Raw genomic sequence first — 17,276 nt, 5'->3', positions numbered from 1 at the left:
ATCTCATTGCCCGCCCCTCAAAATAAGAGCCCTGGAGCCTGACCATGCTCAAAGCCGCTATCGCCCTGATGCTGATCGCTACCGTTGTGAGCCTGTTCAGTGGCTTGTTCTTCCTGGTCAAGGACGAGGGCCACTCCAATCGCCTCGTCACCGCCTTGACCGTGCGTGTTGTACTGGCCGTGATCACCCTGGCGCTGATCACCTGGGGGTTCTTCAGCGGCCAGCTGGTTTCCCACGCCCCCTGGTAAGTCGCTACAGCACGTAGACGAAGAAAAACAGACCGATCCACACCACGTCGACAAAGTGCCAATACCAACTGGCCGCCTCGAAACCGAACTGGTGCTCGGCATTGAAATGCCCCTTGAGGATGCGCATCAGCATCACGAACAAAATGATCGTGCCGATGGTCACGTGGGCACCGTGAAAGCCGGTCAGCATGAAGAACGTCGCGCCATACACCCCCGAGCCCAGCGTCAGGCCCAGCTCTTTATAGGCGTGGATATATTCCTCGGCCTGGAACCCGAGAAACGCCAACCCCAGCAACACGGTGATCGCCAGCCAGATCTTCAGCGCGCCGCGATGCCCCTTGCGCAGGGCATGGTGGGCGATGGTGATGGTCACGCTGGAACTCACCAGCAAGATGGTGTTGACCAATGGCAGGCCCCACGGGCTGATGGTGCCTTCCGGCGCCGGGAACAGCTTGGGGTCCGGGTTGTTGAGCAGCGGCCAGGCAAACTCGAAATTGGGCCACAGCATATGGGCAATGCCCTTGGAGCCCTCACCGGCCAGCCACGGCGCCGACATATGCCGCACATAGAACAGCGCGCCAAAGAACGCGATAAAAAACATCACCTCGGAAAAGATGAACCAGGTCATGCCCCAGCGGAATGAGCGGTCCATCTGCGCACTGTACAACCCGGCGCGGCTTTCTTTGATCACCGCGCCAAACCAGCCAAACATCATGTACGCCAGCAGCAGGCTGCCGACGAAAAAGATCAGCGGGCCGTGGGATTCCGGGCGGGCCGCCTTGAGGTCGTTGAACCACACACCCAGGCCATACACGGTGATCAACAGCCCAAACGTGGCAATTATTGGCCATTTGCTTTGCGCTGGTACGTAGTACGTATCATGAGTCGACATGTATCCGTTCTCCTAATCGAGCCCGCAGGCACGCCTAGCCGCCGGTATGGACAGCCACGGGCGGTTGGCGCGCAGTGATATCGAACAGCGTGTACGCCAGGGTCAAATGCTTCACATCCTTGGGCATGTCGCGATCGACAATGAAGCGCACCGGCATCTCGATGCGCTCTCCCGGCTGCAGCACTTGCTGGGTGAAGCAAAAGCACTCGGTCTTGTGGAAGTACATCGCCGCTTCGGCCGGGGAAATACTCGGGATCGCCTGGGCGGTCATCGGCTTGTCGGTGGGGTTGAAGGCCACGAACACCATCTCGTTGACCGCACCGGGGTGGACCACGATTTCGTCGGCCCTGGAGTGAAATTCCCAGACCATATCGATGGCATTGGTCGACAGGAATTGCACCCGTATCTGACGTGACGGATCGACCACCTGCGAGCCTTCGTACTGCCCCGCGGTCTTGCCGTTGATGCCGAACGCCTTGCACATCACGTCGTAGATCGGCACCAGGGCAAAACCGAAGGCGAACATCGCCAGCACCAGGATCAGCAGGCGCGTGACCAGGCGGTTGAGAGGGACGGAGTCAGCCATGGCGCCCACCCGGGCGAGCTGGCTTCGCGATGAGGCCCTCAAGCTCTGCAGGGGTCTTGAGGCCGCCATCGCGGGCAAGCCCGCTCCCACAGGGGATCGGGAGTGTTTTCATGACCGGGCTCATTTGACCTCCGGCGGCGTGGTGAAGGTGTGATACGGCGCCGGCGAAGGAATGCTCCACTCCAGCCCTTCGGCGCCATCCCACGGCTTGGCCGGCGCCGGCTTACCGCCCCGGATGCACTTGATCACGATAAACAGGAAGAAGATCTGCGTGGCGCCGAACATAAAGGCGCCAATCGACGACACCATGTTGAAGTCGGCGAACTGCAGGTTGTAGTCCGGCACCCGCCGTGGCATGCCGGCCAGCCCCACGAAGTGCATCGGGAAGAACGCCATGTTCATCCCCACGAACGACAGCCAGAAGTGCAGCTTGCCCAGGGTTTCGTCGTACATATGGCCGGTCCATTTCGGCAGCCAGTAGTAAGCCGAGGCGAAGATCCCGAAGATCGCTCCAGGCACCAGTACGTAATGGAAATGCGCCACCACAAAGTAGGTGTCGTGGTACTGGAAGTCCGCTGGGGCAATCGCCAGCATCAGCCCGGAAAAGCCGCCGATGGTGAACAGGATCACAAAGGCCACGGCAAACAGCATGGGCGTCTCGAACGTCAGCGAGCCTTGCCACATGGTGCTGACCCAGTTGAACACCTTGACCCCGGTGGGCACCGCGATCAGCAGGGTGGCGTACATGAAGAACAGCTCGCCCACCAGCGGAATACCCACCACGAACATGTGGTGCGCCCACACGATAAACGACAGGAACGCGATGCTCGCCGTGGCGTAGACCATCGAGGTGTAGCCAAACAGCGGCTTGCGCGAAAAGGTCGGGATGATCGAGCTGACGGCACCGAAGGCCGGCAGGATCATGATGTACACCTCAGGATGGCCGAAGAACCAGAACACATGCTGGAACAACACCGGGTCACCACCGCCGGCAGCGCTGAAGAAGCTGGTGCCGAAGTGGATATCCATCAGCATCATCGTCACGCAACCGGCCAGCACCGGCATCACCGCAATCAGCAGGAAGGCGGTGATCAGCCAGGTCCAGACGAACAGCGGCATCTTCATCAGGGTCATGCCCGGTGCGCGCAGGTTGAGGATGGTGGCGACCACGTTGATCGCACCCATGATCGAGCTGATACCCATCAGGTGGATGGCAAAGATAAAGAACGTCACGCTTTCCGGGGCGTAGGTGGTGGAAAGCGGGGCGTAGAAGGTCCAGCCAAAATTCGGCCCGCCACCGGGGGTGAACAGGGTCGAGACCAGCAGCAGGAACGCCGCCGGCAGCAGCCAGAAGCTGAAGTTGTTCATGCGCGGCAAGGCCATGTCCGGCGCGCCGATCATCAGTGGGATCATCCAGTTGGCCAGGCCGACAAATGCCGGCATCACCGCGCCAAACACCATGATCAAGCCATGCATGGTGGTCATCTGGTTGAAGAACGCCGGCTCGACGATCTGCAAGCCCGGCTGGAACAGCTCGGCACGGATCACCATGGCGAACGAGCCGCCGAGCAGGAACATGGCGAAGCTGAACCACAGGTACATGGTCCCGATGTCTTTGTGGTTGGTGGTCAGCACCCAGCGCATCAGGCCCTTGGCGGGACCGTGGGCGTGGTCAGCGGCATGACCGTGGTCATCGATCACAGTGCTCATGGCCGTTCTCCTGCAAGCGGATGGGCGGGGCGGTTCAGGGCATACGCAATGAAGAGGTTCATTTGCTTTCCGCCTGTTTGATGGCCAGCACGTCTTTGGGCGTGACCATGTCGCCTTTGTTGTTGCCCCAGGCGTTACGCTCGTAGGTCACGACCGCCGCAATATCGACTTCCGACAGTTGTTTGCCAAAGGCCGCCATCGCCGTGCCGGGCTTACCGTGGTAGACGATGCTCAGGTGGTCTGCCGCCGGTCCAGTGGCGATTTTCGAGCCTTTGAGCGCCGGGAACATCGGCGGTAGGCCCTGGCCTTCGGCTTGGTGACAGGCCACGCAGGTGGTGTGATAGACCTTGTCGCCACGGGCCACCAGCTCTTCACGCGTCCACTCTTTGGAGGTCAGCTCCTTGAGCTTGGCGGCCTCCTCCTTGCGCTCGCCGAGCCAGGTTTCGTAGTCGGCCTTGGACTTGACCTCGACGACGATGGGCATGAAGCCGTGATCCTTGCCGCACAGCTCCGCGCACTGGCCACGGTAGATGCCGGGCTTCTCGACCCGGGTCCAGGCCTCGTTGACGAAGCCTGGGATCGCATCGCGCTTGACCGCAAACGCCGGCACCCACCACGAATGGATCACGTCGGCGGCCGTCACCAAAAAGCGCACCTTGGCGCCCACCGGCAGCACCAGCGGTTGGTCGACTTCCAGCAGATAGTGTTCGCCCTTGGTGGCCTGGTTATGGATCTGCTCGGCGGGAGTGGCCAGGTTGCTGAAGAACTCGACGTCCTGGCCCAGGTACTTGTAGTGCCACTTCCACTGGTAGCCGGTGACCTGGATATCGATATCCGATTCACTGCTGTCGTAGATGTTGATCAGGGTCTTGGTCGCCGGAATGGCCATGGCGACGAGGATCAGCAAGGGCACCACCGTCCAGAGAATCTCGACCGTCGTGCTTTCGTGGAACTTGGCCGCCACCTGGCCCGTGGAGCGTCGATGCACAATCATCGACCAGAACATGGCGCCAAACACGATGATGCCGATCACCACACAGATCCAGAAAATGGTCATGTGCAGGTCGAACACGGCGTGACTGACTTCAGTGGCCCCTGGTGCCATATTCACCGTCCAGGCGGCTTGCGCCTGGCTGAATACTGACCACAAGAGTAAGCCCATCCAAACATGTGGATGTCGCGTCATTGCGGGTTCCCCTTATCGTTCTTGTTATCCCGCCGGTTTGCACCTGCGGCCAAGGGGGCGGCTTCCAAACTGCTTACATCCGCCAAGCCTTGCCTGCCTAATGCAGTCGGGCGTCATCAGCTAATTGCGTACAAACCCGAGTATAGACAGCGACTGCGACCCCGCAATGTGTGGGGACAAATCAGTAAAAAGAGACGAACGGCATTGGCCGGCCAGCAGATTCAGGGCCTATCCGACGAACGATGGCATTTCGATATAACAGCGGCGCATAACCATGAAATAATTATGACAAATGCGTCTTAGGGGCTCGTATAAACGAGCTACCTTATGCAATCCCCTTTCCTACGCCCGTATTCCTGGAGCTTTCATGAACACCGCCGCATTGCGCGAGCAGATTTCCCGTGCCCATCAACACGAAGCGTCCACCGGCCAATTGGCTAAACAACTGGACGCACAGTTGCCACACCTGCACTCGGCCATTTCCCTGGCCGACGGTGATCGCAATGCCGTGATGACGCGTTTCGTCACCGCCTACATCGACCAGGTCCCGGACCTGCTGGACGCCGCCAACGACGTGGCCCGGGAAGCCGGGATTGAAAGCCAGATCAAGCCGGTGCTGAAAATCGCCGAGCATTTTTTTCTACAGCCGCCGGCGATCCTGACGGCCCATGAAGGCCTCAACGGCCTGTTGGACGAGGCCTACCTGGCCCACCGACTGGTGGAAGAAGTAAACGATCTGTATATCAAGCATTTCGGCCAGCCGTTGATTCCGGCAGACACCACCGTTGCCAACGTGATTGCCCACCAACTGATCGGCGAAGATTTCGCCAATCAGCTGGACGAAGCCGTGCACCTGGCGGTGGATGAAATGCTCAATGAAGAGAGCTTCGCCCTGGAGTCCGTCGAGGCCTATCGCGAACAGCTCAAGAGCCCGGCAACGGAAGCGGCGTGGAAGCGCTGGCCGTGCCTGTCGCGCCAATTGGGCGTGGAGTTGGAGCTGGATCAGCCAGCCTGAATTTCCGGCCTGGCGTAGAACAAAGTGTGGGAGCGGGCAAGTCGAATCGTCGCAGCGCCGCTCCCACATTTTTTTATCCGGTTTCGTCAGCCCACTGACGGGGCCGAACCAATCCGCGTCGTGGTACGTATCCGCCCTTCCAACCTGCGCTTCAACCCGCGCGCCTCGATCACCAACTTCGAGCCCTTGGCCGCATTGGCCCGCCCCCATTCCTCCAGCAACTCCAGGCACGAGTGATCCACGTAGCTCAGGTTATTGAGCGGCACATGCACCGTGGTCCCCGCCGGCACAGTCGCCAGCACCTGGGTCAATGCGGGCACCTTGAGAAAGGTCGCCGCACCGGTCAATCGCAACTCCATCTCACCGTCCTGGGGCAGGTCGATCAGGCTGACTTTCAACCGTGAAGCCTTCCACGCCAGTTTCACCAGGGTCAGGCCGAAGCCCACCAGCACTCCCGTCAGCAAATCGGTGAAGATGATCGCCAGGGCCGTGGCGGCGTAGGTGAACATCGGCATCCGGCCATAACGCGCCAGGCCACGGAACGCCTTGAGGTCCACCAGCTTGATGCCGGTGTACACCAGCACCCCCGCCAGGCTCGCCACCGGAATGCTTTGCAGCACGCTCGACAACAGCAATACGAAGGCCAGTAGCCAAAGGCCGTGGAACATCGCCGACAAGCGCGTGGTTGCCCCCGCCTGGACGTTGGCCGAGCTGCGCACGATCACCCCGGTTATGGGCAATGCGCCTACCAGGCCGCATAGCATGTTGCCTACACCCTGGGCGGACAATTCCTTGTCGAAGTCCGAACGCTGGCCGTTGTGCATACGGTCCACAGCCGCCGCCGAGAGCAACGTTTCGGCACTGGCGATAAAGGCTACCGCGAAGGCCGCGATCAACAGGTTGGGGTCGGCCAGGTTCAGCAGGTCGCTGGGGCGCAACCAATCAATGGCATCGGCGAGGTTTTCCGGCACCTCCACGCGCTTGACCTGCAAGGCCAGCGCCAGGCTGGCCACAGTCGCCAGGCCCACGCCAAGCAATGCGCCGGGGACAAAACGCAGCTTTTGCGGGCGAAACCGGTCCCACAACCACATCACCAGCATGGTCGCCAAGCCCAGCAGGCCGGCTTGCCAACCGAGCCCGCCACCCAGGCTGGGAATGGCCTGGGCCACTGCGGCGGGGAAGCCCGCGAGGTTATCCAGCCCCGAAGGCTTGGGCGCCCCATCGAGCATCACATGCACTTGCGACAGGACGATCAACACCCCGATCCCCGCCAGCATGCCGTAGACCACCGCCGGCGCCGTCACCCGGAACCAGCAGCCCAGGCGCAGGCGCCCGGCCACCAGTTGCAGGAAACCCGCCAACAGCAGGATCGGCCCGAGCATCAGCATGCCGTGCTGGCGCACCAACTCGAACACCAACACCGCCAGGCCCGCCGCCGGGCCGCTGACTTGCAGGGGCGAACCGGCCAGCCAGCCCACCACCAGGCCACCGATAATCCCGGTGATCAGGCCCTTGGCCGGTGGCATTCCGGATGCAATGGCGATCCCCATGCACAGGGGCAGGGCCACCAGAAACACCACCACCGAAGCCAACAGCTCCCGTGGCAGCACTGTTTTTAATTGAGCTGCACGCATGATGACTCTCCCGAGGCATTCGCCGGGCGTGGCAAGGCCTGGCTGCATCCATGGCAGCCATCGCATTACCCGGCAGGGGGATTGTTTTAGAAGCGCGCTTTGGGCGTCGCCGAAGGGATCGGTCCGGACCCGCTCAGCGGCCGGAACGTGGCCTGGTCCGCATCGTAGGCTTTGATCTCGCTGGTCTCGATGTTGTAGATCCAGCCGTGGATGAACAAATGGCCGTTGGCCATGCGCGAAGCCACAGAGGGGTGGGTGCGCAAGTGTTGCAACTGGGCGATGACGTTTTCTTCGGTCAGCACCTGCATGCTTTCGCCTTCATTGGCGCAATCACAGTTGTCCTGGACCATAGTCTTGGCGACCTCGGCGTGGCGCAGCCAGGCTTTGACCGTGGGCATTTTTTCCAGGCTCTGGGGGTTGAGCACGGCCCGCATGGCGCCACAATCGGAGTGGCCGCAAACGATGATGTGCTGCACGCCAAGCGCCAGCACCGCGTACTCGATGGCCGTGGACACACCGCCGTTCATCTGCCCGTAAGGCGGCACGACGTTACCCACGTTACGGGTGACGAACAAATCGCCCGGGGAGCTCTGGGTGATCAGTTCCGGAACAATGCGCGAGTCGGCACAGGTGATAAACATCGCCCGTGGGCTCTGGGCCGTGGCGAGTTTCTTGAAGAGCTCTTCCTGCTGGGGAAAGACCTCGTTATGGAAATGCAAAAAGCCATCAACGATGTGCTGCAGCGCTGCATCGGCGGACTCCGCCTCGTGAGGGGCTGAAGCCGACGCAGCCAACGAATGTTTATCCTTGTCACTCATGATTCATCCTCGTGGTTGGGGCAGGAGAGTCTTGCAGTTGAGGTCGACGCGCGATCACTGGGAAACAACACATGCAGACCACCCAGCCAGCGCCGACGACCCATCAGTCACTCAGTGAACAAGGTACCTGCCGAAACTTAACTCAAACTGAATCAACCGCTCTATCTCGCGGGTTTCAGTGATATCAAAACGCGACCACCCTGGCCGGAAAACCCGCGCATTTGTATCAGTCTACAACAAAGCCAGCTGCCTGCCGGGTGGACAGAATGCACTGCAATCGAGATTGAAGCCCTCCCGCCGGTCAAGCCCCAAGCGCTTGATCGCTTTGGCAAATCGTTGTGCCAACAGGTCAGCAAACGGTCCTTCACCGCGCATACGCACACCGAAGCGGCTGTCATAGACTTCGCCACCGCGCACCTGGCGTACCAGGCTCATCACATGGGCCGCCCGTTGCGGGTAATGGGCCGCCAACCACTCCTCGAACAGCGGCGCCACCTCAAGGGGCAGGCGCAGCATCATATAGGCGGCGCTCTGCGCCCCGGCGGCATGGGCCTCGGCGAGCAGGCTTTCCAGTTCGCTGTCGTTGATCATCGGAATCATCGGCGAGCACAGCACGCCTACCGGGATCCCTGCCTCGCGCATCACCCGGATCGCCCGCAGCCGCGCCTTGGGCGCCGCTGCACGAGGTTCCAGGATGCGCTTGAGTTCATCGTCCAGGCTGGTAAGGCTGATCATCACCGCCACCAGCCGCTGGCGGGCCAGTTCGGTGAGCAGGTCAAGGTCACGCAGGATCAACGAACCCTTGGTCACGATAGTCACCGGGTGGCGATAGCGCAGCAGCACTTGCAGGGTTTGCCGGGTGATCTGGTACTCGCGCTCGATGGGCTGGTACGGGTCCGTGTTGGAGCCCAGGTTGATCGGCGCGCACACATAACCGGGCTTGGACAATTGTTGCTCCAGCACCTGGGCGGCGTTGCTCTTGGCGATCAGCTTGGTTTCAAAATCCAGGCCCGGGGACATGTCCCAATAGGCATGGCTGGGCCGCGCATAACAATAAATGCAACCGTGCTCACACCCCCGGTAAGGGTTGATGGAGCGGTCGAACGGCAGGTCCGGCGAGGTGTTGCGGGTGATGATGGTCTTTGCCGTCTCGATGCGCACTTCGGTGCCCTGGGTCGGCGGCACTTCCTGATACCAGCCGTCATCCTCGGCCACACTCACCGTGGGCGCGAAGCGATTGTGCAGGTTGGTGGCGGTGCCTCGCCCGCGCGGCGGCAGAGGAGTGGACATGAAAGCGCCTCGACACTGTTTTTATATACAGTATCGAGGCGCAGCGTATCTGACCAGTGCCGTTGGGCGGCAAAGGCAAAATCAGTGACTCGTCACTTGCCCCAGATCGTCGCCCGAGGTGGTGTGTTTATCGCTTTTGCGCAGGTCGGCCACGTCACCAGCCTTCACCGGCGCGCCCTGGTTACCCCAGCTGCCCCGAATAAAGCTGACCACATCCGCCACTTCCTGATCCGACAAGCGCCAGGCAAAGGCCGGCATGGTGAATGTAGAAGGCGCTGCGTGTGTGGCCGGCAGGGTTCCACCATTCAACACAATGTTGATCAACGATGTGGCATCCGCCGTCTGCAACACCGGGTTGCCCGCCAGCGCCGGGAACACCCGGGTGTAGCCATGGCCATCGGTGCGATGGCAGGCCGCGCAGTTGTCGATGTACACCGCAGCGCCCGGCTGGCTGTCATCGCCTTTCCATAAAGCCTCGGCCACCTGCTTGTCGTACTGGTGCGGCTGATCCTTGGGATCGACTGCCGGCAGGCTCTTGAGGTAACGGGCGATAGCGGTCAGGTCGTCTTCAGACATGTACTGCATGCTGTGGACTACAACGTCGCTCATGCCGCCAAACACCGCGCTGCGATCACTGCGACCGGTCTTGAGAAACTGCACCAGTTGCTCTTCGCTCCAACTGCCCAGGCCGTCCTTGTGGTCGCCGCGCAGGCTTTTGGCGATCCAGCCTTCCAGGGGCGCACTGCCGGACAGGAACGCCGCACCTTGCGACGCGCTTAGGGCCTTTTCCTGCATGGTCAGGGCCCGCGGGGTATGGCAGGCGCCACAGTGGCCGAGGCCTTCCACCAGGTAGGCGCCACGGCTGATCACCGGGTCGGCATCGGCCGGAGCCTGATAGCCCGCCACCTCGGGCGCAAACATCCAACGCCATGCCGCCAGGGGCCAGCGCATGCTCAAGGGCCAGGGAATATCACTGTCCTGGTTCGCCTGGGCGACCGGTTCCACGCCTTTCATAAAGTACGCATACAGCGCCTGCATGTCGGTTTCGCTGACACGTGCATAAGACGGGTAAGGCATCGCCGGGTAAAGGGTACTACCGCTTTTGGCGACACCATGGCGCACGGCTTTGTCGAAATCTTCAAAGCTGTAGTCCCCCAGGCCGGTTTTGTCCGGGGTGATGTTGGTTGAGTAGATCACGCCGATCGGGGTTTCCATCGCCAGGCCACCGGCAAACGGCTTGCCGCCCTTGGCGGTATGGCAGGCCACGCAGTCACCGGCGCGAGCCAGGTATTCGCCCTGTTTGACCAGATCAGTTTCAGCGGCGCTCACCGAGCAACTGCTGAACAGGGCCAGGGTTGCGATAACAAATGCTTTCATAGTCGTCGCTCCTTATGCCTGAACCAGCGGGCCGGGATTTTTCAGGTACTGCTCGCGTATCGCCCGGGCGGACCAATAGGTCAGCGCCGCCACCAGGCCCGTAGGGTTGTAGCCCAAGCCTTGTGGGAAAGCGGATGCGCCTGGGACAAACACGTTGTGCACATCCCAGCACTGCAGGTAGCGGTTCAACGCGCTGGTCTTCGGGTCGGTACCCATGATCGCGCCACCGTTGAGGTGCGTGGTCTGGTAAGACGCGGTGTTGAAGTGCTCGCCGACCTTCTTGCCGAGTACGGCAATCGCCTTGGGGTTCATCGCTTCGGCGATCTTGCCCATTTTCTCGACCATGAAGCGGTTCATCTTGATGTCGTTTTCCTGCCAGTCGAAGGTCATGCGCAGCAACGGCAGGCCGTAGGCATCACGGTAAACCGGGTCCAGATCGAGGTAGTTGCCCCGGTAGGATTGATGAGCGCCATGGGCGTCCATCGACACTTGGTGGGTGTAGTAATCGGCCGTGGCGCGCTTCCACGCACTGCCCCAGGCCGGCGTGCCCGGTGGGTTGGAGGTACCGGCAATCGGCCGGCTGCCCGCCTGGTTGACCCACATCGGCGAACCGCCGACGAAACCATGGGGGCCATGATCGAAGTTATCGGCGTTGAAGTCGTCCACCGCCACGCCATTGCCGCCAGCGCCGATGAAGTTGTTGGTGTGCACGTCTTTGTCGAAGTAGGCCTTGATGGTGGCCATGTTCTGGTAGGCGAAGTTCTTGCCCACCACCCCTTCGCCCGTGATCGGGTCGTAGGGCTTGCCGATGCCCGAGAGCAGCATCAGGCGCACGTTGTGGAACTGGAAGGCGCCAAGAATCACCAGGTCCGCCGGTTGCTCGATCTCCCGGCCCTGGGCGTCGATATAGGTCACGCCAGTGGCCTTGCGCTTGGTGCTGTCGAGATTGACTTTGAGCACGTGGGAATTTGGCCGCAGTTCAAAGTTCGGCACCTGGCGCAGGGCCGGCAGGATGTTCACGTTGGGCGATGCCTTGGAGTACATGTAGCAGACATACCCGCTGCAAAAACCACAGAAGTTGCACGGCCCCATCTGCGCGCCATAGGGGTTGGTGTAAGGCCCCGAGGTATTGGCCGAAGGCAGGTTGTAGGGCTTGTAGCCCACGGCAGTGGCGGCCTGCTGAAACAGCTGTGCCGAGTAGGTATTTTTCTGCGATTCCAGTGGGAAATGGCTGGAACGATCCGGCGCGTAAGGGTTGCCGCCCTTGCCTTCACCCACCAGTTGGCCCTTCACGGTCCAGGCCTGGCCGGAGGTGCCGAAGACCTTTTCGGCGTAGTCAAAGAACGGTTCCAGTTCTTCGTAGCTGACGCCGAAGTCCTGGATGGTCATGTCCTTGGGAATGAAGTTTTTGCCGTAGCGTTCTTCGTAGTGGCTGCGCATGCGCAGTTCGATAGGGTCCACCCGAAAATGCACGCCCGACCAGTGCAGGCCCGCGCCGCCTACGCCGTTGCCCGGCAGGAAGGCGCCCAACTGACGGTTGGGCAGGGCGATGTCATTCACGCTATGGCGAATGGTCACGGTTTCCTTGGAAATGTCCTGGAACAGCTTTTTGCGCACGCTGTAGGTCAGTTCGTCGATCACTTGTGGGTAATTGCCGTCCGGGTAGGTGTCCTGCATCGGGCCGCGCTCCAGCGCTACCACGTGCAAGCCGGCTTCCGTCAGCTCCTTGGCCATGATCGCGCCAGTCCAGCCAAAGCCGACGATGACTGCATCCACTTTCTTCATGATGGTCGCCACGTTTATGCCCTCTCGCCACGGATGGAAACAGCCGGGAAGGGGTATTGCTCGTTGCGTTCAACCCAATCCATGAAATCGGCGCGGGCGCCGGGGAAGCCGATCATGGTCCAGCCGACCATGCCTTTGTTGCCGCCGTGGATCGGGTCGCAGAAGAACCCTTCCTTGGTGTTTTGCAGCAACAAGTTGAAGAAAATCTTCGGCGGGACCGCAGCGAAATGCTCGCCGGTTTCGGCACCTCCCGCCTCCAGGCGGCGCAGCAAATCATCCTGGGTAGCGCTGTCTTGCCCAGCAAATGTTTTACCGTTGAACGCTTTCGACCAGGCATCCGTGGCAGCAATACCCAGGCGATAGATCTCCTTGGGCACCAGTTTGCTCTGCCAGCCCATCTCGGGCGGTGCGTCGGCGTTGAACGGACCTTGCATGAACCACAGGGCGCCGCTGGCGTAGGGCGTGTTCATCTGCCGGTCGATGTATTCCGGTGCACCGGCTTCCAGGGCACCTGGGCCTTGGGCATCTGCGGGGATCAGGCGCGCGACGGCCGCGTTGATGAAGGCCCATTCCTCAGCGGTGAAGTAACTGGGCTCGTAGGCCTTTTCGCTGGTAGGTGCCTTGGCCGGGCTGGCCTGGACAGGCTCGGGCGTGGCCATCAGCATCGAGCCGCCAAGGCCGGTGCTGGCAACCGTGACCACCGGGATCAAGGTCAAGGATTTGCGCAAAAAGTCACGCCGGGGGTTGTCTCGATCTTGATCAGACATGGTGGCACCTCATCATGTGGTCACGGGTTTGAGCAGTCGCTTCATGGAGCGGCTTGTCGTTGTGGATGTAATCAATGGTTACAAATGATAGCAGGCTAAGGAATGAGAGAACCGTTTCAGCCAGGAAAATCGAGAAATGCGCGCAAAAAAAGTGGGAGCAGGCTTGTGTAGGAGCTGGCTTGCCTGCGATGCAGACACCTCGGTGTATCAGTGACACCGAGGTGATGCTATCGCTGGCAAGCCAGCTCCTACATGAGCCTGTTCCCACAGGTTGGACGGAGTAAGGTCCGTCAGTCTTTTTTCAGCTTGGGATTAGGGAAGAACTGCACCGCCTGCACCTTGGGGTCCGCCGGCGCTTTCAACGCCGAGGTGTTGACCCGCGTGCCCAATTCCTTGGGCACCGACAAACCCTGGTCGTTGAGCGTGTCGGTATAGCCACAGGCCACGCATTCGCGATGGGGCACGCTGTCTTCGGTCCACATCTTCAACTTGTCCGGCTCGCTGCACGCCGGGCACACGGCGCCGGCGATAAATTGCTTTTTGGTGATCACAGGCCCGTCACTCATGCTGCCGCGTCCTCACTCAGGCCGCTGTGGCGCAAGAGTGCGTCAATCGACGGTGCGCGTCCGCGGAAGTCGACGAACAGCACCATCGGCGCCTGGGAACCGCCACGGGCCAGGATCGCCTCGCGGAACGCCCGGCCAGTTTCGGCATTGAGCACGCCGTCTTCTTCGAACTTGGAGAACGCGTCCGCCGACAATACTTCGGCCCACTTGTAGCTGTAGTACCCCGCCGCGTAACCGCCGGCGAAGATATGCGCGAAGCTGTTGGGGAAGCGGTTATAGGCCGGCGGACGCATCACCGACACCTCGTCGCGCACGCCTTCGAGCACCTGCGCCACGCTGCGGCCATCACCGTGGGTGGCATGCAGTTCAAAGTCGAACAGCGAGAATTCCAGCTGGCGCACCATCATCAGGCCAGACTGGAAGTTCTTCGCCGCGAGCATTTTTTGCAGCAGGTCCTGGGGCAGGGCTTCGCCGCTTTCGTAATGACCGGAAATAAGCGCCAGGCCTTCCGGCTCCCAGCACCAGTTCTCCATGAACTGGCTCGGCAACTCCACCGCATCCCAGGCCACGCCGTTGATGCCGGACACGCCCGCGTGTTCGACGCGGGTCAGCAGGTGGTGCAGGCCGTGACCGAATTCGTGGAACAGGGTGGTGACTTCATCGTGGGTCAGCAGGGCAGGCTTGCCGCTGTCGGCCGGGGTGAAGTTGCACACAAGGTTAGCCACCGGGCTTTGCAGCACACCCTCGGCGGTGCGCCGACGATCCCGCGCGCCGTCCATCCAGGCACCGCCACGCTTGTTGGCGCGGGCATACAGGTCGAAGAAGAAGCGGCCGACGTGCTGGCCGTTTTCCTTGATTTCGAACAGGCGAACATCCGGGTGCCAGGTGTCGAAGCCTTTCTGCTCGGCGATCTCGATGCCATACAGGCGCTGGACGATGGCAAACAGCCCGCCCAGCACTTTGTCGATCGGGAAGTAGGCACGCAGGGCTTCCTGGGACACGCTGTAGCGCTGTTCACGCAGCTTTTCGCCGTAGAAACCGCTGTCCCAGCTTTGCAGGTCGTTGCAGCCTTGTTCGGCGGCGTAGGCCTTGAGCTGTTGCAGGTCCTGGGTGGCGAATGGCTTGCTGCGTTTGGCCAGGTCGCGTAGGAAACTCAGTACCTGGTCGCTGGATTCGGCCATTTTGGTGGCCAGGCTCAGTTCGGAGAAAGAGGCGAAACCGAGCAGTTGGGCCAGTTCCTGACGCAAGTCGAGGATCTGTTCCATCACCGGGCCGTTATCGTTCTGACCGGCATTCGGGCCTTGGTCCGACGCACGGGTGCAGTAGGCCGCGTAGATTTCTTCGCGCAGGGCGCGGTCGTGGGCGTAGGTCATCACCGCGTAGTAGCTGGGGAACTCCAGGCTGATCAGCCAGCCGTCGAGGCCTTTGGCCTGGGCCGCAGCCGCCATTTGCGCCTTGGCCGAATCGGTCAGGCCGGCGAGGGTGGCTTCGTCGGTGACGTGCTTGGTCCAGGCCTGGGTGGCGTCGAGCAATTGGTTGGAGAACTTGCTGCCCAACTCGGAGAGTTTGCTCTGCACCTCGGCGTAGCGCTTCTGCTGCTCAGGCGGCAGGTCGATACCCGACAGGCGGAAGTCGCGCAGTGCGTGCTCCAGAATGGTTTTTTGCGCCACGTCGAAACCGGCCGCTTGCGGGCTGTTGGCCAGGGCTTCGAAGGCCTGGAACAGTTCGCGGTTCTGGCCCATCTCGGTGGAATAGGCGCTCAATGCCGGCAGGCAGGCCTCATAGGCCTCACGCAGTTCAGCGCTGTTGCACACGGCATTGAGATGGCTGACCGGGCTCCAGGCGGCGCCCAGGCGGTCGTTGAGTTCATCCATGGCCAGGACCAGGCCGGCCCAGGTCGGATTTTTCCCCTGGCTTTGCAGGATGCCTTCGATGGCGACGCGGTTGTCGGCCAGGATCTGTTCGATGGCCGGTTGGACGTGCTCGGCACGGATCGCCGAGAACGGCGGCAGGTCGTAGGACTGCAAAAGAGGGTTGTTCGCGCTCACGGTTGGCACCTTGGCTGAAGAAACAGGTAAGACAAAGATGGGGCCATCTTAATTACAATCAACGTCCACCGCAGCTATCAACCAAACAGAGAGAGGCTATCGTGACCCTTCGCACCTATCAGAATCACACGCCAACCCTCGGCGCCGGGGCTTTCGTCGATGCTTCGGCGGTGGTGATCGGCGATGTTCAAATCGGCGCCGACAGCTCGGTCTGGCCGCTGACGGTGATTCGCGGCGACATGCACCGCATCCGCATCGGCGCGCGCACCAGCGTGCAGGACGGCTGCGTGCTGCACATTACCCACGCCGGGCCCTTCAATCCTGACGGTTTCCCGCTGCTGATCGGCGACGATGTGACCATCGCCCACAAGGTCATGCTCCATGGCTGCACCGTCGGCAGTCGTATCCTGATCGGCATGGGCAGCATTGTGATGGACGGCGCGGTGGTTGAAGACGATGTGATCATCGGCGCCGGCAGCCTGGTGCCGCCGGGCAAGAAACTTGAAAGCGGTTTTTTGTATGTGGGCAGCCCGGTTAAACAAGTCCGCGCGCTTTCTGACAAGGACCGCGCTTTTTTCACCTACAGCGCAGCGAACTACGTGAAGCTCAAGGACCTGCACCTGGCAGAAGGATTCGACCGATGACCCTGGATTACCAAACCGTCCTGTTTGACCTGGACGGCACCCTGACCGATCCACGGGAAGGCATCACCCGCTCGATCCAGTACGCCTTGGCCAAGCTGGGCATCGATGAGCCGGACCTGACCAAGCTCGAACACTTTATCGGCCCGCCGCTGCTGCAAGCCTTTATGCAGTTCTACGATTTCGACGAGGCGCGGGCCTGGGAGGCGGTGAATTTCTATCGCGAGCGCTTCAAAGTCACCGGGCTCTATGAAAACCGGGTGTTCGATGGGGTCATGCCGTTGCTGGAGGAGCTCAATGCCCAGGGTCGCCAACTGTATGTGGCCACCTCCAAACCGTGGGAATTTGCCCGGGAGATCGCCCGGCATTTCGATTTCGCCAAGCACTTCAAGGTGATTTACGGCAGTGAATTGGACGGTACCCGCACCAACAAGGTCGAGCTGATCGCCCATTTGATGCGCGAGGAAGGCCTGGATCCGGCCAGTACCTTGATGATCGGCGACCGTAAGCACGACCTGATCGGCGCACGTAGCAATGGCCTGGATGCTGCGGCGGTGGGGTATGGGTTTGGTAGTTTTGCCGAGTTGAGTGCCGAAGCGCCGCGCTGGCATTTTGAGACGCTGGAGGAGATGCATCAGGCGTTTTTGCGGCGGGCTTGAGACCGCTATCGCGGGCAGGCCCGCTCCCACATTGGACGGTGTTCACACATCAAC

16 protein-coding genes are annotated in these 17,276 nt (G+C 61.1%); 4 read left to right on the top strand and 12 right to left on the bottom strand.

Annotated elements, in window-relative coordinates; translation table 11 throughout:
- Nucleotides 1–44 precede the first annotated feature (44 nt).
- Nucleotides 45–248 carry a twin transmembrane helix small protein gene (locus ACSSVH_RS00300; RefSeq protein ID WP_017528731.1) on the top strand — a complete coding sequence of 68 codons (204 nt, stop codon included), beginning with the start codon at nucleotides 45–47 and terminating at the stop codon, nucleotides 246–248.
- A 4-nt stretch (nucleotides 249–252) separates the two neighbouring features.
- Here the strand turns inward: ACSSVH_RS00300 and ACSSVH_RS00295 are convergent, their stop codons facing one another.
- The 4 genes from ACSSVH_RS00295 to coxB all read right to left on the bottom strand — a co-directional run bounded on the left by ACSSVH_RS00295 (nucleotide 253) and on the right by coxB (nucleotide 4,622).
- Nucleotides 253–1,140 (bottom strand): cytochrome c oxidase subunit 3, encoded by an 888-nt coding sequence (locus ACSSVH_RS00295; RefSeq protein WP_169954106.1) that lies wholly within the window; start codon nucleotides 1,138–1,140, stop codon nucleotides 253–255.
- A 34-nt stretch (nucleotides 1,141–1,174) separates the two neighbouring features.
- Nucleotides 1,175–1,726 (bottom strand): cytochrome c oxidase assembly protein, encoded by a 552-nt coding sequence (locus ACSSVH_RS00290; protein WP_057439257.1) that lies wholly within the window; start codon nucleotides 1,724–1,726, stop codon nucleotides 1,175–1,177.
- A 120-nt stretch (nucleotides 1,727–1,846) separates the two neighbouring features.
- A complete protein-coding gene (gene ctaD, locus ACSSVH_RS00285; RefSeq protein ID WP_038444815.1) occupies nucleotides 1,847–3,436 on the bottom strand; it encodes a cytochrome c oxidase subunit I in 1,590 nt (529 codons plus the stop codon).
- Nucleotides 3,437–3,494: 58 nt separating this feature from the next.
- Complete coding sequence (coxB, locus tag ACSSVH_RS00280) at nucleotides 3,495–4,622, bottom strand: cytochrome c oxidase subunit II (RefSeq protein WP_169954105.1); 1,128 nt, start codon at nucleotides 4,620–4,622, stop codon at nucleotides 3,495–3,497.
- Nucleotides 4,623–4,989: 367 nt separating this feature from the next.
- Here coxB and ACSSVH_RS00275 point away from each other — a divergent pair, with 367 nt between their 5' ends.
- Nucleotides 4,990–5,637 (top strand): hypothetical protein, encoded by a 648-nt coding sequence (locus ACSSVH_RS00275; protein ID WP_169954104.1) that lies wholly within the window; start codon nucleotides 4,990–4,992, stop codon nucleotides 5,635–5,637.
- 86 nt (nucleotides 5,638–5,723) lie between these two features.
- On the opposite strand, the gene ACSSVH_RS00270 is transcribed toward ACSSVH_RS00275, so the two are convergent.
- The 8 genes from ACSSVH_RS00270 to prlC form a co-directional block, all read right to left on the bottom strand.
- On the bottom strand, nucleotides 5,724–7,271 hold the full coding sequence (locus ACSSVH_RS00270; RefSeq protein ID WP_492633925.1) for a SulP family inorganic anion transporter: 1,548 nt from the start codon (nucleotides 7,269–7,271) through the stop codon (nucleotides 5,724–5,726).
- A gap of 86 nt (nucleotides 7,272–7,357) precedes the next feature.
- Complete coding sequence (locus ACSSVH_RS00265) at nucleotides 7,358–8,089, bottom strand: carbonic anhydrase (RefSeq protein WP_492633924.1); 732 nt, start codon at nucleotides 8,087–8,089, stop codon at nucleotides 7,358–7,360.
- A 231-nt stretch (nucleotides 8,090–8,320) separates the two neighbouring features.
- Entirely contained in the window at nucleotides 8,321–9,379 is a 1,059-nt protein-coding gene (locus ACSSVH_RS00260) for a PA0069 family radical SAM protein (protein WP_169954102.1), read from the bottom strand.
- Between the two features lie 81 nt (nucleotides 9,380–9,460).
- A complete protein-coding gene (locus ACSSVH_RS00255; protein WP_169954101.1) occupies nucleotides 9,461–10,756 on the bottom strand; it encodes a c-type cytochrome in 1,296 nt (431 codons plus the stop codon).
- Between the two features lie 12 nt (nucleotides 10,757–10,768).
- Nucleotides 10,769–12,553 carry a GMC oxidoreductase gene (locus ACSSVH_RS00250; RefSeq protein WP_169954100.1) on the bottom strand — a complete coding sequence of 595 codons (1,785 nt, stop codon included), beginning with the start codon at nucleotides 12,551–12,553 and terminating at the stop codon, nucleotides 10,769–10,771.
- Nucleotides 12,554–12,555: 2 nt separating this feature from the next.
- Nucleotides 12,556–13,308 carry a gluconate 2-dehydrogenase subunit 3 family protein gene (locus tag ACSSVH_RS00245; protein ID WP_169954099.1) on the bottom strand — a complete coding sequence of 251 codons (753 nt, stop codon included), beginning with the start codon at nucleotides 13,306–13,308 and terminating at the stop codon, nucleotides 12,556–12,558.
- 290 nt (nucleotides 13,309–13,598) lie between these two features.
- On the bottom strand, nucleotides 13,599–13,874 hold the full coding sequence (locus ACSSVH_RS00240; protein WP_029290288.1) for a YheV family putative zinc ribbon protein: 276 nt from the start codon (nucleotides 13,872–13,874) through the stop codon (nucleotides 13,599–13,601).
- Nucleotides 13,871–15,922 carry an oligopeptidase A gene (prlC, locus tag ACSSVH_RS00235; RefSeq protein ID WP_492633923.1) on the bottom strand — a complete coding sequence of 684 codons (2,052 nt, stop codon included), beginning with the start codon at nucleotides 15,920–15,922 and terminating at the stop codon, nucleotides 13,871–13,873. The genes ACSSVH_RS00240 and prlC overlap by 4 nt, the downstream gene beginning before the upstream one ends.
- A gap of 101 nt (nucleotides 15,923–16,023) precedes the next feature.
- Here prlC and ACSSVH_RS00230 point away from each other — a divergent pair, with 101 nt between their 5' ends.
- Both ACSSVH_RS00230 and ACSSVH_RS00225 read left to right on the top strand, forming a co-directional pair.
- The gene (locus tag ACSSVH_RS00230; protein WP_492633922.1) at nucleotides 16,024–16,566 is read left to right on the top strand and encodes a gamma carbonic anhydrase family protein; all 543 of its coding nucleotides are present in this window, start codon (nucleotides 16,024–16,026) and stop codon (nucleotides 16,564–16,566) included.
- Nucleotides 16,563–17,222, top strand: coding sequence for an HAD family hydrolase (locus tag ACSSVH_RS00225; protein ID WP_492633921.1), 660 nt, complete (start codon nucleotides 16,563–16,565; stop codon nucleotides 17,220–17,222). The genes ACSSVH_RS00230 and ACSSVH_RS00225 overlap by 4 nt, the downstream gene beginning before the upstream one ends.
- Nucleotides 17,223–17,276 lie beyond the last annotated feature (54 nt).

Source organism: Pseudomonas sp. HC1(2025) (assembly GCF_058742075.1).
This window is presented reverse-complemented; position numbering and strand designations above follow the sequence as displayed.